Annotated in this window: 13 protein-coding genes; 10 read left to right on the top strand and 3 right to left on the bottom strand. The window is 65.6% G+C overall.

From position 1 onward, the window contains the following. Positions 1-115: 115 nt before the first annotated feature. Both LCM32_RS15145 and LCM32_RS15140 read right to left on the bottom strand, forming a co-directional pair. Positions 116-904 carry a methyltransferase, TIGR04325 family gene (locus LCM32_RS15145; protein WP_224821918.1) on the bottom strand — a complete coding sequence of 263 codons (789 nt, stop codon included), beginning with the start codon at positions 902-904 and terminating at the stop codon, positions 116-118. Further along, positions 901-2,388 carry an oligosaccharide flippase family protein gene (locus LCM32_RS15140; protein WP_224821917.1) on the bottom strand — a complete coding sequence of 496 codons (1,488 nt, stop codon included), beginning with the start codon at positions 2,386-2,388 and terminating at the stop codon, positions 901-903. The genes LCM32_RS15145 and LCM32_RS15140 overlap by 4 nt, the downstream gene beginning before the upstream one ends. Before the next feature lie 356 nt (positions 2,389-2,744). Between LCM32_RS15140 and LCM32_RS15135 the strand changes: the two genes are divergently transcribed. Next, a complete protein-coding gene (locus tag LCM32_RS15135) occupies positions 2,745-3,449 on the top strand; it encodes a sugar transferase (RefSeq protein WP_224821916.1) in 705 nt (234 codons plus the stop codon). Positions 3,450-3,756: 307 nt separating this feature from the next. Here LCM32_RS15135 and LCM32_RS15130 read toward each other — a convergent pair whose 3' ends face one another. Continuing rightward, positions 3,757-3,897 carry a hypothetical protein gene (locus tag LCM32_RS15130; RefSeq protein ID WP_224821915.1) on the bottom strand — a complete coding sequence of 47 codons (141 nt, stop codon included), beginning with the start codon at positions 3,895-3,897 and terminating at the stop codon, positions 3,757-3,759. 138 nt (positions 3,898-4,035) lie between these two features. On the opposite strand from LCM32_RS15130, the gene LCM32_RS15125 reads away from it, so the two are divergent. The 9 genes from LCM32_RS15125 (at position 4,036) to LCM32_RS15085 (ending at position 14,542) form a co-directional block, all read left to right on the top strand. After that, positions 4,036-4,914, top strand: a complete 879-nt coding sequence (locus LCM32_RS15125) for a glycosyltransferase family 2 protein (RefSeq protein ID WP_224821914.1) — start codon at positions 4,036-4,038, stop codon at positions 4,912-4,914. A 2-nt stretch (positions 4,915-4,916) separates the two neighbouring features. Then, positions 4,917-6,071 carry an acyltransferase family protein gene (locus tag LCM32_RS15120; RefSeq protein WP_224821913.1) on the top strand — a complete coding sequence of 385 codons (1,155 nt, stop codon included), beginning with the start codon at positions 4,917-4,919 and terminating at the stop codon, positions 6,069-6,071. 230 nt (positions 6,072-6,301) lie between these two features. Next, the gene (locus LCM32_RS15115; RefSeq protein WP_224821912.1) at positions 6,302-8,341 is read left to right on the top strand and encodes an ABC transporter substrate-binding protein; all 2,040 of its coding nucleotides are present in this window, start codon (positions 6,302-6,304) and stop codon (positions 8,339-8,341) included. 95 nt (positions 8,342-8,436) lie between these two features. Then, on the top strand, positions 8,437-9,447 hold the full coding sequence (locus LCM32_RS15110; RefSeq protein ID WP_224821911.1) for an ABC transporter permease: 1,011 nt from the start codon (positions 8,437-8,439) through the stop codon (positions 9,445-9,447). A 178-nt stretch (positions 9,448-9,625) separates the two neighbouring features. After that, on the top strand, positions 9,626-9,796 hold the full coding sequence (locus LCM32_RS15105; RefSeq protein ID WP_224821910.1) for a hypothetical protein: 171 nt from the start codon (positions 9,626-9,628) through the stop codon (positions 9,794-9,796). After that, positions 9,793-10,968, top strand: coding sequence for an ABC transporter permease (locus tag LCM32_RS15100; protein ID WP_224821909.1), 1,176 nt, complete (start codon positions 9,793-9,795; stop codon positions 10,966-10,968). Before LCM32_RS15105 ends, LCM32_RS15100 begins: the two co-directional genes overlap by 4 nt. Beyond that, positions 10,965-11,975 (top strand): ABC transporter ATP-binding protein, encoded by a 1,011-nt coding sequence (locus LCM32_RS15095; protein ID WP_224821908.1) that lies wholly within the window; start codon positions 10,965-10,967, stop codon positions 11,973-11,975. Before LCM32_RS15100 ends, LCM32_RS15095 begins: the two co-directional genes overlap by 4 nt. Next, complete coding sequence (locus LCM32_RS15090; RefSeq protein ID WP_224821907.1) at positions 11,972-12,994, top strand: ABC transporter ATP-binding protein; 1,023 nt, start codon at positions 11,972-11,974, stop codon at positions 12,992-12,994. The genes LCM32_RS15095 and LCM32_RS15090 overlap by 4 nt, the downstream gene beginning before the upstream one ends. 48 nt (positions 12,995-13,042) lie before the next feature. Then, on the top strand, positions 13,043-14,542 hold the full coding sequence (locus LCM32_RS15085) for a sulfatase-like hydrolase/transferase (protein ID WP_224821906.1): 1,500 nt from the start codon (positions 13,043-13,045) through the stop codon (positions 14,540-14,542). The last annotated feature ends 67 nt before the right edge of the window (positions 14,543-14,609 follow it).

Below are 14,609 nucleotides of genomic sequence, written 5' to 3'. Positions count from 1 at the left end.
CATACCGTCGCCACACTTTCGCCTTGGTTGACCCCGTTCTGCACAGTTCCGCCTGAATTGCCGGTCTGTTGAAATTCGTCCGGGCAATCGGCGGCGTTTCGCCGGGAACCGGGCCTTACCGTGTCAGAACAAAGCCGGTGCTGCGGCTGGATCCGAGTCGCGGATGGGTGGGGATGCGGTGCGACAGGGGCTCGATCTCCCAGCGGTCGGCGATGCGGTAGCCCAGCGTTTCGATCTCGGCAACGAAGGCCGCCTCGGAGCGGATCTGATAGGGCACGCGGGCGGCGCCGATCTTCTCCAGCGTGACCACCTGAGGGCCGTCGCGCAGGGCGACCTTGTTCAGGATCACCCGCGCGGGCAGGGCGGCCAGCGGGGCGAGGACGGCACCGAGGCCGCCGGGGAAATACTGCATCACGCCGGAGGCGAGGAAGAGATCGGGCGCGGGGCAGGCCGCGAGGTCATCCTCGAAGCGGATCGCTTCCGGCAGGCGACCGGCGGCTTGCGCGCGCCGCGCCGCCCGGATGATCGCGGGCAGGTCGCAGACCGTCCAGTCATAGCGCGCCATGTCGAGGTAGGGGGCGAAGGCGATATGCTTGGTCCCCATGTGACCGCCGAAATCGACTAGGGACCCGCCCTCGGGCAGCAGGGCGCCGATCCAGTGGAACACGGGATAATCCCAAAGCTCGACCCGCGTCATCGCCTCGAAGGAGATCTCGGCCACCTCGTCGTGGTCGTATCCGGCCAGTGTCCGGGCGGGGAGCGAGGCGAGAGCGGCCTCGTAGCTGTCAAAGGCCCCGGCAAAGCGCGGCGGTCGCGGACCATGGACCGAGGCCCGCGCGAGGGCGGCCGTCACCGGTTCGGCGGCGCGCTTTGCGCCGCGCTTCATCTGTCCCAAAATACTCATGCCGCGCCCTTCCTGCGGCGCAGCCGTGCGAGGATCGGGGCACGCAGCGCGGGTTCCACCAACAAGGTCAGGGCAACGTAGACCACGAGCGACGGCAGGGCCACCACGAAGGCATGGAGCAGCGGATTGATCTGCGGCAGCAGGTCGGCCTCGCGCTCCCAGAGCAGGATGGCCGCCGCGGCCGCCAGGGGCAGCAGCAGGCGGGTGCAATGGCCCGCGACCTCCAGCCCGTCGATCCCGGCATAGCGGCGCAGCATCGGCAGGGTGATCACAAGGGTGATCGCCGCAATCGCCACCTGAGCCCAGGCCACGGCCAGCAGCCCGCCCGTGGTGGCGGCGCCAAGGGTCAGGGCGACGGTGACGATCATCAGCCGCGCGGTGAGCCATGGCAGGCGCCCGACCTCTCCGGCGATGGTCAGCACCGGCTCGGTCACGACACCGACGAGGGCGATCGCCCGGGCGGCAGAGAGGATGGCGACCACGTGCAGCGCGGGCAACCATTCCTCGCCCAGCAGGCCATGCACGATGTCCCCGGCCATGACGGCCACCCACATGAAGACGGGCAGGGCGATGGCGGCGAGGATCTTGAAGAAGATGTTGGCCGCGGACTGGAACCCGGCGGTTGTGCCGTCATGGGCATCGCGGGCCTGACGGAAGAGGTTCCACGCCAGCACCTGCGTTGGCACCGACACGATCTCTCCGACCGCGCCGACCAGCCGTTCCGCCGCGCGGTAATAGCCGACGGCCGCCGGCCCGAGGAACCCGCCGATAATGAAGGTCGCCACGTAGAGGCGCACGTTGATGATCAGCCGGCTGGTGAACATCCGGGCAGAGAAGGCCCAGAGATCGCGCCGCTCGGCCTTGGGCATCCCCAGGCTGGGGGCCATGCGGGTGAAGACGAAGCTGAGCGCGAGATGGGTGCTCTGATAGGCAAGCCGCCCGAAGGCCAGCGAGAAGAGCCCCGCGCCCTGCAGAAGCGCCGTGACCGCGACGACCAGCCCGGCCAGTTCCCCGGTGATCTCGCAGATGGCGGAGGCCTTCAGCTTGCTCTCCCAGATCATCACGCCCTTCTGCGCCGAGGAGATCGTGGCGAGGAAGACCCAGAACGAGAAGAGGGAGAAGAGGTGGCCCGTCTCCACCGCCAGCCCGGCCAGCGGCAGGGCATAGCCGATCGCCACGCCAGCCGCGCCGACGACGAGACCGGCGAGGATCGCAAGCGCCAGCACCTGCCGGGGCACGCGGGAATCGCCAGACCAGGACATGATGTAGGGTGCCCATCCGACCTCGGCCACGCGCAGCAGGATGATGGCAATGGCGGACACAAGGGCAAAGGCGCCGAATTCGGCAGGCGACAGAAGCCGCGCCGCAATGATGAAAATGGCCAGCTGGCAGGCTTGGGAAATCACCCGCTCGAGCGCGGTCATCACACCGGACCCGATCAGCCCCTTGCGGCGGGACGGGGCAGAACCTTTGGCGCTCGTCACGTTGCGTTGCTCACTCGGGCTTGATCGCCAGAGTCCTTGTTTTGTTTAGGGAAGGCCTGTAGATGCAGCCGGAGTAACGTTTGCGGTTGCGAGCTGTCAATGTGTTCAACGGGGTAGCTGACCTATACCGAAGAGCAGTGGCGGCACATATTACAAAGCGACTATGTTTAAGCTCCCTGAAACATGGCGAGAATGTGTTGGCAGGGTGACCTAAACGGATTGTTTTTGTGACGTGAACAGTTTGTCCATCTCGAAACGGTCGCGTGAATCGTCCCAACAGGTTAACTCGTCGTTATCCAGTTCGGTGTGTGGGGGCACATTTGATAGGAAGGGGTCGTTTCGGCGACCAGCTGCTCATGTCTGTTGAAGATTATCACCTCACGGCGTTCGAGGCGAAGCGTCCCTTCGGGATGCTCCGTCCTGTGCCGACCAGCGGGCAGGCCCGGTCGCGGAAACTCGACCCGAAGCGCCTGACTGATGTTGTTTTGTCTGCGGCCGCACTCCTGTTCTTTGCTCCGTTCCTTCTGGGCGTGGCGCTTGTCATCTGGATTGCCGACGGTCGCCCGATCCTCTTTGCGCATGAGCGGGTGGGTCTGAACGGTAAGCCGTTCAAATGCCTCAAGTTCCGCACCATGGTGCGCGATGCCGACGCACGTCTTGCCAAGCTTCTGGAAGAGGACGAGGTCATTCGTCAGGAATGGCTCACCCAGCGGAAGCTGACCAAGGATCCGCGTCTGCACGTCCTCGGAAATTTCCTGCGCAAGAGCTCGCTCGACGAACTGCCCCAGCTGATCAACGTGCTGCGCGGCGACATGTCGATCGTTGGCCCGCGCCCGGTGGTGGCTGAAGAGGCCCGCTTCTACGGCGATCACTTCGAAGCCTACAAATCCGTGCGTCCCGGCCTGACCGGCGCATGGCAGGTCTCCGGCCGCTCCAACACCAGCTACGCTGAACGTGTGGACCTCGATGTGGATTACGTGGAAAACCGCACGTTCGTCGGCGATCTGCGGATCATGGCAAAGACGGCCATCATCGTTCTGTTCCAGGTTGGCGCCCGCTGACCCATCCCGACACAGGCTGCGCGTTTTGACGTGCGGCAGCTGATCCGGCCCCGGGTCTCGCAATCTATCAAATTTGTCTGAAGATCAGGGCAGGGGCTCACGATCCTCTGCCCATTTTCATTCGGGCCGATCCCAAGTCCGGATGCCTCTGTCGCCATGTCTGGCGGTGAAGCCTTTGCTTCCTCGGTGCGCCGCGGTGATCCGCCTTTGCACCTCTGCCTCTGAGACCGTCGTGCCTCAAAGGCGTTGCCCCGCCGCGCGGGGCCTGCCGGAGCCTGCCCTTGAAAGGGCCCTCCGGAGGGCTGTGTCAGCCGAAGACGACCGTCGCCATGCCGCCCCAGAAGACGGCGCAACCCGCAACCACGGCCAGCCGCATCAGACGACCGGTCGACGCGTCCGAGCGTTTCTCGGAGGAGGCCTTGTAGGTGAGATCAGCAACATATGCCATCTGGGTCTGTCCTTCGGTCTTTGGGTTCCGGTGGTGGGGGCCACTTGAGGAACTTTGGGTCGGAAGCAGGGCCGCTTCGTTGGTAGCCTCCTTAAAGCAGACGATTCGGAGCGTAAGGTTGACCGGAATGTGTTCAAAATGAGATTGCTTGTCGGCATCGCCACCACGGGCCGTGCGCCCATCCTGACGGAGACGATCCGCGCCCTGACCCTGCAGGAGCGGCTGCCCGATGCGCTGTTGCTGAGCGTCGGCGGCGAGGGCGATCTGGAGCCGGAGGCCGTGCTGGGCCTGCCGTTCCCGGTCGAGGTGCTGGAAGGGCCCAAGGGGCTGACAAAGCAGAGAAATCGCATGATCGAGGCCTGCGGCCCCGAGGATGTCGTGATGATGATCGACGACGATTTCCTGCTGGCCCCGGATTACCTGCGCCGCTGCGAGGAGATCTTTGCCGCCAACGCCGATGTGGTGATGCTGACCGGCACGGTGCTGGCCGACGGGATCGGCGGGGCGGGCTTCGACCATGAAATGGGGCGGGATCGCCTTGCAGAGGGGCTGCGCCAGCCTGCGGGCAGCGGGCTGAGCGAGGCCTACAACGGCTATGGCTGCAATATGGCCTTCCGCACCGGCCCGGCGCTTGCCCACGATTTGCGCTTTGACGAGGACCTGCCGCTTTATGGCTGGCTGGAGGACGTGGATTTCTCGCGCCGGCTGGCGGCCCATGGCCGGATCGTGAAGGCAGAGGCCACGCGCGGCGTCCACCTGGGCACCAAGACCGGGCGCTCGCCGGGCAAGAAGCTGGGTTATTCGCAGATCATCAACCCCGTCTACATGATCCGCAAGGGCACGCTGGCCCCGCGCCGCGCCTTCCGGCTGATGCTGGGGAACCTCGGCAAGAATATCCTGCGGACCCCGTTCCCCGAACCCTGGGTCGACCGCTGGGGGCGGCTCAAAGGCAACCTTCTGGCCCTCGCGGATGTCGCGCGGGGCCGGATTGATCCGACCCGAGTGCTGGAGATGTAAAGATGACGATGCGCAGTGACGTCCAGACGATCGGTACCGGCTCCCTGAGCGGGCCTGACGCGACGGCCGGGACGGCGGCGCAGTCTCATATCTATGGCATGGACCTCATGCGCTTTGCGGCGGCCATGATGGTCGTCTTCTACCACATGGGCACCTATGGCGCCGATGTGCCGGTTTTCGATCCGCCCATCGACGAGCGCGCCTTTCCGGTCCTGTCGCAGCTGACATGGGCCGGCTGGGTCGGGGTGCAGGTCTTCTTCGTGATCTCCGGCTACGTGATCTCGGCCAGCCTGCGGCAGGGCAGTGTCTCGCGTTTCGCGGGCAAGCGGGCGGTGCGGATCCTGCCGACGCTCTGGATTTGCACCACGCTGGCGCTCTTCATCCGGCTCGCCTGGGGGGAGCCGCTGGACGCCCGCCTCGCGGATTGGCTGCGGGCGTTTTTCCTCTCTCCCAAGGGCCCTTACATTGACGGGGTGGTCTGGACGCTGGTGGTGGAGGGCGTGTTCTACATCCTCATCGGCACCGCGATCTGGCTGACCGGCAAGATGGGGATCGCACGGCGGGTCACACTGGATGTCGGGGCCTTGCTGCTCACGCTGTTCAGTGCGGCCTTCCTCGGCCTCTATGTCCTGAGCGCGATCAAGGCCCCGGCGCTTCAGGCACAGCTCAGCTGGTTCGGCTTCAAGCTTGTCCTGCTCCATCACGGGGTGTTCTTCGCCGCGGGCATGGCGCTTTCCGCGATGCACCGGCTGGGCGAGACGCCGCTGCGGCTGGCGACCTTCCGCATCGCCATCATCTTCGGCATGGGCGAGATCTATGCCAAGTCGGGCATGGGGCAGGGCTCCCTCGTGCCGCTGACGATCTTCCTGGCCATGGTGCTGGCGCTGCAAGTCAGCGTGGTGGCCAACCGGCGGATCGCGGCCCTGCCGATGGCCCGGACTTCGCCGCTGCTGGGGCTGATGTCCTACCCGATCTACCTGTGTCACTTCACGCTCGGCATGTATCTCGTGCCGCTGCTGGAGCGCTACACGGACCAGTCGCTCGTCGTGATCGGCGTAACGCTGGCCGCCACGCTGGGGCTGGCCTATGTCATTACGCGCGGGCCGGAACCCTGGCTTCAGGGCCGGCTGCGCCGGGTGCTTCTGCCGCGTCGCTGACGCCCGTGTGGACCTGCCGCAGGGTCAACCGTCTTGCTGCCCAATTCGTTCGCGCACGAACTTCATTCCGCCGCTCTCATTCGCGTGATGCTTGACGCGTGGGCGCGGGCCCTCGCAACATCCTCGCGAGGTGTACACAGATCACCCGTGTCACGCGAGTGACATCAAGGACCGGGACAAACCTGGCCATGATCCCACGGAATGGAGGAATAAATCCAATGACGACACGCATGAGGACTCTGCTGCTGACGGCAGCTGCCGGTTCGCTGATGGCGGGCACGGCATTTGCCGAATGTCCTGCGGTCACCCAGGCTGACATGATGGGCGTCACGCCCGGCGATTTCAGCCAGCAGATGGAACTGGCGGATTTCACCGCCGCCGCAAGCTGCGAGATGACCTTCTCGGAAAACCCCGAGATGGTCGAACTGAACGCCGCGATCCGCGGCAACCCCGAGCTGCCCCCGCTGGCCGAGCGCCTGCCGGAAGAGCCGCTGGTGGTCGTGCCCTATGCCTCCGTCGGCAGCTATGGCGGGACGCTGCGCGCGCTCTCCAACGCGACCGAGGCGGGCACCTCCGACTTCCTGTCGGTGCGTCACGTGAACCTCGTGCGCTATGCCGACGACCTGCAGACCATCGTGCCGAGCGTGGCCAAGTCGTGGGAATGGAACGCGGATTTCACCCAGCTGACCTTCCACCTGCGCAAGGGCCACAAGTGGTCGGACGGCGCGCCCTTCACCTCGGCCGACGTGAAGTTCTGGTATGACAACATCGCCCTCGATCCCAAGGTGATCGAGAAGCCCAAGGACTACGTCCTTGTGGCCGGCGAGCCGATGACGCTGGAAACGCCCGACGACGAAACCGTCATCTTCAACCTGCCGTCGCCCAAGCCGGGCCTGCTGGCACACTTCGCCACCACCTTCGCGCAGGCCTTCCTGCCCAAGCATTTCCTTGGCCAGTATCACCCCGACATCAACCCCGACGCGGACAAGCTGGCGCAGGAAGCGGGCTTCGAGAACGGCCTTGCCGTGATCACCGCCTACTTCGGCAACTCGGACTGGACCGACACGCCGACGCCGATGCTGAACAGCCCCGACAAGGTGGGCAAACTGGCCAAGGACACCTATCCGACGCTGGAAAGCCACATCTACGTCTCGGAGACCACCGAGGGCCGCAAGCTGGTGGCCAACCCCTACTTCTTCATGGTGGACACCACCGGCCAGCAGCTGCCCTACATCTCGCGTCAGGATGAGCTTTACGCCAACGACAACGAGGTGCGGATCCTGAAGCTGGTCAACGGCGAAGTGGATTACAAATCTCAATCCCTTACGCTAGCTGCGGCGCCTATCCTTCTGGAAAGCCAGGAAAAAGGCGATTACGCGATCCAGCTGAAGCCGACCATCGCGATGCCGACCTTCTCGTTCAACGTGACCTCGGCCGACGAGGGCAAGCGCGAGGTCTTCGGCAATCTCGAGTTCCGCAAGGCGATGTCGATCGCCATCAACCGCGACGAGCTTAACGAGACCTCCTTCTTCGGTCAGGGCGAACCCAAGCAGTTCATCGGCTTCTCGCCGACGCCCAGCTTCGTCGACCCCGAGCTGACCTCGCTCTATGCCGAATATGACCCCGAGAGCGCCAAGACGATGCTGGACGGCATCGGCATGGTCGACACCGACGGGGACGGCTACCGCGAGCTGCCCAACGGCGAGAAGATCGTGCTGAACATGCAGTTCGCCACGCAGGGCATCGGCGGCGAGGTTGTCGAACTGGTCGCCCAGTACTGGGCCGACGTGGGCGTGCAGACCGCGGTCAAGGAAGTCACCCCGGACGAATACCGCTCGGCGCAATCCTCCAACCAGCTCGACGTGGGCATGTGGGAGAAGGGCCAGCCGGTCGCCATCGTTCTGGGCAACAACGAGCTCTGGGTGCCGCCCTTCGAGAACTACTTTGCGCACCGCACCGGCATGCTGTGGGCCGAATGGGTCGAAAGCGGCGGCGCCAGCGGTGTCGAGCCGCCGGCCTTCGTCAAGGAGCTGATGGACGACGTGAACGCCTTCCAGGGTGCAACCCCCGGCTCGGAAGAGCAGGCGGCGATCGGCGCCAAGATGGCCAAGACCATGACCGAGAACCTGCTCTTCATCGGCACGGTTCAGGCGCCCAACGTGATCTATTCGCGTAACGCCCTGAAAAACATGGCCGAGTTCAAGACCCAGTCCTACGAATACTACCGGACCTATCCCTATCTTGCCGCCCAGTGGTGGCTGGACGAGTGATCCGGACCTCGTAAGACCCGACCCCGGGCGGCGTCACCGCCCGGGGCCTCCGCCACGTGGCGGCACGCGTGCCGCCCCCAGCCGGATCGGAGCCCATGCTGCAATTCGCCCGTTTCGCCGCCGTGCGCGCCGCCATGGCGCTGTTCACGCTGCTGCTTGTCTCGCTCATCGTCTTCTCGCTCATGGAGCTTGTGCCGGGGACATGTGCCGAACGTTACCTCGCCTTCAAGAACACCCAAGGGTCGGGCATCTCCATCGCCGATATCGAGGCGGAGGAACGTCGTCTCGGCCTCGACCGGCCGTTCCTGATCCGCTGGGGCAGCTGGGTCGGCAATGTCTTCCTGAAGGGCGAGTTCGGGGACAGCTGTATCCTGCGGCTCAACATCAATGACCTGCTGGGCGACAAGTTCCTGATCTCGGCGGCGATCTGTTTCGCCTCGCTGATCCTGGCCTACCTGATCGCGATACCCGTGGGGATATTGTCGGCCTCATCAAGGTCGGCCTTCCTCAACGGCTCGCTGCGCTTTGTCAGCTACCTCGGCCTCGCCATGCCGAACTTCCTTCTGGCGCTCATGATCATGCTCTTCTCGACGGTGATGTTCGGGGATTCCATGACCGGCCTCTTCTCCAACGCCTACCGGGATGCGCCCTGGAGCCTGGCCAAGCTGGGCGATTTCCTGAGCCGCGCCTGGCTACCGGTCTTCATCCTCGGCTGGTCGGCCACGGCCTTTGCGCTGCAGACCGTGCGGGCGCTGATGCTGGACGAGAACGACAAGCTCTATGTCACTGCGGCCCGGGCGCGCGGGCTCTTTGGCCGACGGCTGCTCTGGCGCTATCCGGCGCGCCATGCGCTCGGGCCGATCGTGAACTCGCTCGGCTTCGACCTGAACCGGATTTTCAACGAGCTGCCCATCGTGGCGATGATCCTGACCCTGACCGAGGCGGGCTCGCTCCTGCTGGAGTCGCTGGCGCGGTCCAATGACCAGCAGTTGGCGGGGGCGATCATCTTCCTGCTGACGGCGACCATCGTGGGGCTGAACTTCGTGACCGATATCGCGCTTGCGCTGATCGACCCGCGGGTCCGGAAATCGGTGATGGGGGGATGAGGATGCGCCTGAAGCCATGCGAGATCACCGTTCATCTGCCGCCGCGCGCCCGACCCGAGGGGGGGCGCAGAGCGCCCTCCCTGGGGGGAGGGTCGGGCGCGGCGCAGGGCCTTGGCCCTGCGCTGAAGAGCCACTTTGATGGCCCGCAGACGGTGAGCCGTGCGACGGCACTGCGTGAATGCAATCGCACCGGTCCCCTGCGCACCGCAACCCATGGCCCCGCCTGCCGGATCGCGAGGGCCGCGTGATGCACACCATGATGACCCGCGCCGAGGCGCTCTACCTGCCGCTGCAGCGCGCCACCCCGCCGACCAAGGCCTGCGACACGACCAAGGGAGCCCCGACATGAGCGAGAAAATCCCCGCCACCACAGGCCCCAACGTCGAGATCGTCGAGACCGAGGACGCCGTCGCCCGCCGCGCCCGCGAGGCCTATTTCACCGCCTCGCAGCGACAGCTCATCTGGGCCCGTTTCAAGAAGAACCGCACCGCCATGGTCGCCGCCACGATCCTCATCGTGCTGGTGCTCATGGGGCTCTTCGCGCCCTTCCTGTCGCCCTACAACCCGACGGTTGCGGGGCGTGACAAGGACTACACCAACGGCGCGCCCCAGATCCCGAAATTCTGTGACGAGCAGGGCTGTTCCATGCGGCCCTTCATCTATGGCGTGACCCGCGAACGGTCGCTTGCGACGAACTTCCGCTGGGTGACCAAGGTCGATCCGACCGACCGGCGCTATGTCCACTTCTTCGTCGAAGGCTGGGAATACGACCTCGGGCCGCTGACCTTCAACCGCCACCTCTTCGGCGTGGACAAGGGCTTCATCCACCTTTTCGGTACCGATGACACCGGCAAGGACATCTTCTCGCGCACGCTGCACGCGATCTACACCTCGCTGGCGGTCGGCACGTTGGGGGTGCTGATCAGCTTTGTCCTCGCCCTCGTGATCGGAGGGGTGTCCGGCTATTTCGGGGGCGTGACGGATGGGATCATCCAGATGGTCACGGATGCGATCCGAACCGTGCCGGTGATCCCGCTCTTCATGGCGATCGCCGCCTTCATCCCGCAGGAATGGTCCTCGGAAACCCGGTTCTTCTTCATCTCGATCATCATCGGTTTCATCAACTGGCCGACGCTGGCAAGGCGGGTGCGCACGCACCTGCTGGTGGAGCGGAACCAGGAATACGTGCTGGCGGCCCAGCTTTGCGGCGCGCCTGCGGGTCATATCATCCGCAAGCACCTGCTGCCCTCCTTCACCAGCTACATCATCGTCGATCTGGTGATTTCCTTCCCCTACATCGTGCTGTCCGAAACCGCGCTCAGCTTCATCGGGCTGGGGCTGAAGGACCCGGTCAATTCGCTTGGCGTCATGTTGCAGAATACGACCTCCGCCGATGTCCTGCTGAACTATCAATGGTACTTCATCCCCGTGCTCTTCTTCATCGCCCTCGTGATGGCCTTCGTCTACGTGGGTGACGGGCTCAGGGATGCCGCCGATCCCTACGGAGGGACGAAGAAATGAGCCTGATCTCCGTCCAGGACCTGACCATCCGCTTTGCCACCGACGAAGGCCTGATCACCGCCGTTGAGGATGTCTCCTTCGACATCGCACCGGGGGAGATCCTCGGGCTGGTGGGCGAAAGCGGCTCGGGCAAATCGGTGACCGCCAAGGCGCTGATGCGCCTCAACGGCGGCAACACCCGCTATGACGAGCGCAGCACGATCACCCTTGGCGTGCCGGGCGAGGCGCCGGTCGAGGTGCTCTCGCTCAAGCGCGAGCGTGACATGGGGCCGATCCGGGGCGGTGCCGTCTCGATGATCTTCCAGGAGCCGATGGCCTCCTTCGCCCCCGCGATCACCGTGGGCCAGCAGATGGTGGAACAGCTGCTGATCCACACCAAGATGACCAAATCGCAGGCCCGGAAACACGCGATCGAGATGCTGGACCGTGTCGGCATCCCCGATCCCGCGCGCCGGTTCGAGCAATATGCCTTCGAGTTCTCGGGCGGGATGCGGCAGCGGGCGATGATCGCCATGGCGCTCTCGACCTCGCCCAAGCTGCTGATCGCGGATGAGCCCACCACCGCGCTGGACGTGACGATCCAGGCGCAGGTTATCGACCTGATGAAGGACCTCGTGCGCGAATTCGGCATGGGCATCCTCTTCATCACCCACGACCTTGGCGTCATCGCCCAGACGGCGGACAAGGTGGCGGTCATGTACCTTGGCAAGCTGGTGGAGACCGGGACCGTGCGGCAGGTGATCCGCACGCCGGGGCATCCCTATACCCGCGGCCTGATCGACGCGCTGCCCAAGCTGTCGGACCTCGACGCGCCGCTGACGCCGGTGCCGGGCGACATCCCGTCGCCGCTGAACCGGCCCGCGGGTTGCGTCTTCCACACCCGCTGTCCGCTGGCCAAGCCGGGGCTCTGCGACGCTGTCGTCCCGCAGGCCGAAACGCTGCCCGACGGTCAGTCCGTGGCCTGTCTCTTCGCGCAGGACATCTACAGCAAGGAGGGCGCCGCATGAGCAAAGACCCGGTCATCGAGGCCAAGAGCCTCTCGGTCAATTATCCGCTCGGCAAGGGGCTCTTCGGCCCGCGCGCCTATCTGTCGGCGGTCGATAACATCTCGCTCAACATCGAGAAGGGCAGCTTCTTCGGCCTCGTGGGCGAAAGCGGCTCTGGCAAGACGACGCTGGGGCGGGCGCTGCTGAAGGCGGCCCCGATCTCGGAGGGGGAGGTCTTCTATCGCGACGAGGACGTCAGCCACGACCTGCGCACCATCAAGGGGCTGGAGCTGAAGGACTACCGCAAGCGCGCGCAGCTGATCTTCCAGGATCCTTACGCCGCGCTCTCGCCGCGCATGACCGTGCGCGACATCATCGCCGAGCCGCTGGAGGTCATGGGCCTGACCAAGACCCGGGCCGAGACCGACGCCCGCGTGCGCGAGATCGCCGCGAAATGCCGGCTCAACCTCGAACACCTGCGCCGCTTTCCGCACGCCTTCTCGGGCGGTCAGCGGCAGCGGATCTCCATCGCCCGCGCGCTCGTCTCGGGGCCGAAGTTCATCGTGGCGGATGAAAGCGTCGCGGCGCTCGACGTCTCCATTCAGGCCGACGTGCTGAACCTGCTCAAGACGATCCAGCGCGACATGGGGATCTCCTTCCTCTTCATCAGCCACGACCTCTCGGTGGTGGCCCATACCTGTGACCACGTCGCGGTGATGTACCTCGGCAACCTCGTGGAGACGGCGCCGACGCGGTCGCTCTTCACCCGGCCGCGGCATCCCTATACCTCGGCGCTGCTCTCGGCGATCCCCTCGCTGGACCCGGACGACACCCGCGAGGCCGAGAAGCTGACCGGCGAGATCCCGTCGCCCGCAAACCCGCCCAAGGGGTGCAAGTTCCACACCCGCTGCCGCTTTGCCCGCGACGCCTGCAAGGCCGAGCGGCCCCAGTTGCGCGAAATGGCCCCCGGACATATGGTGGCCTGCCACTTCGCGGAGGAGTTCGATTTCTCCGAGAACGGGGCGCTGCAATCGGCCTGAGGGCCAGCTTGGGTGGCCGGCAGAGATGGCGGACGACACGGGGGTACGATGACCAAGGGAAACGTGCTGCTGGTCACGCTGGACCAGCTGGCGGCATCGGTGCTGGACGGCGACCTCGCGGCCCATGTGCCCACGCCCAACCTTGACCGGCTGCGCGGGCAGGGGACCTATTTCGCCAATCACTTCACGGTGACGGTGCCCTGCGGCCCGGCGCGCGCCAGCCTGCTGACCGGGCTTTACGCGATGAACCACCGCGCGGTGCGCAACGGCGCGCCGCTGGCCCGGCACCACGCCACCGTCGCGACCGAGGCCCGCAAGTCCGGCTACGAGCCGCTGCTCTTCGGCTATTCCGACGTGATGCCCGATCCGACCGGCGTCGATCCCGAGGACCCGGACCTCTCGGTCTACGAAGGGGTCGCGCCGGGGTTCCGGGAGCTGGTGGAGATGCGGCTGGAACATGGCCGGGAATGGCCCGGCTACCTCGCCGAGAAGGGCTACGACGTGCATATGGGGCCGGACAACTGGCCCTCCTTCTTCGTGCCACAGGGGGAGGGGCGCCCCTCCGATCCCGCGCCCTATGCGGCGGAGCATTCCGACACCTGCTACCTCACGGATCGCACCCTGACGGCGCTCGACATACGGCACCGGCTGGGTGAGGCGTGGTTTGCCCATCTGACCTATATCCGCCCGCATCCACCGCTTTTGGCGCCCGCGCCCTACAATCGGCTGGTCGATCCCGCCAGCCTGCCGCTGCCCGAACTGGCTGCGCCGGATCATCCATTCGTCAGCGCATGGTTCTCCCGGCCGGTCTTCGGGGGGCTCTACCACGGCTTCGATGGCGATTGCGCCGGGATGAGCGCGGCGCGGATGGCGGAACTGCGTGCGGTCTACCTCGGCCTCGTGGCAGAGGTAGATCACCACCTTGGCCGGGTGCTCGACTGGCTCGATGTCACCGGGCAGGCCGATAACACGCTGGTCGTCGTGACGGCCGATCACGGCGAGATGCTGGGCGCCAAGCGGATGTGGGGCAAGGAGAGCGTCTTTGAACCCGCCTACCACGTGCCGCTGATCCTGCGCGTGCCCGGCCAGCCCGGCGGCACCCGCGTGGAGGCGATCACCGAAAGTGTCGATCTGGCGCCCACCGTGCTCGACTGGATCGGCCGCGCCGCGCCCGAGGCGATGGACGGTGCCTCGCTGCTGCCTTTCTGCACCGGCGAGACCCCGACCGGCTGGCGCGATGCAGCCCTGCTGGAGGCGGATTTCGGCGATCCGCGCAGGCCCACCCGCTTCCAGGCCGCCTGGGACCTGCCGCTGAACCGCTGCGGCGTCTCCATCCTGCGCGAGGCGGCGTGGAAATACGTCCATTTCGGGGGCGGGGTCCCGCCGATGCTCTTCGACCTCAAGGCCGATCCGAACGAGACCCGCGATCTTGCCGCCGATCCGGCCCATGCGTCCGAGGTTTCGCGTCTGGCGCGCAAGCTGCTCGACCGGATGAGCGAGCGCCGCGACCGCCGCCTGACGGGCTGGACCCTCTCTCCTCACAGCTGACTCGCCCCTAGGGTGTGTTTCCCGGGGCGCTTCTCCGCCCTTTAATGGGACCCCGTCATTTTTGGCG

It is taken from the genome of Pseudooceanicola nanhaiensis (assembly GCF_020171315.1).
GTDB lineage: Bacteria > Pseudomonadota > Alphaproteobacteria > Rhodobacterales > Rhodobacteraceae > Pseudooceanicola > Pseudooceanicola nanhaiensis_A.
Note: the sequence above shows the minus strand (reverse complement) of the source record. Positions and strands in the feature narration are given on the sequence as shown.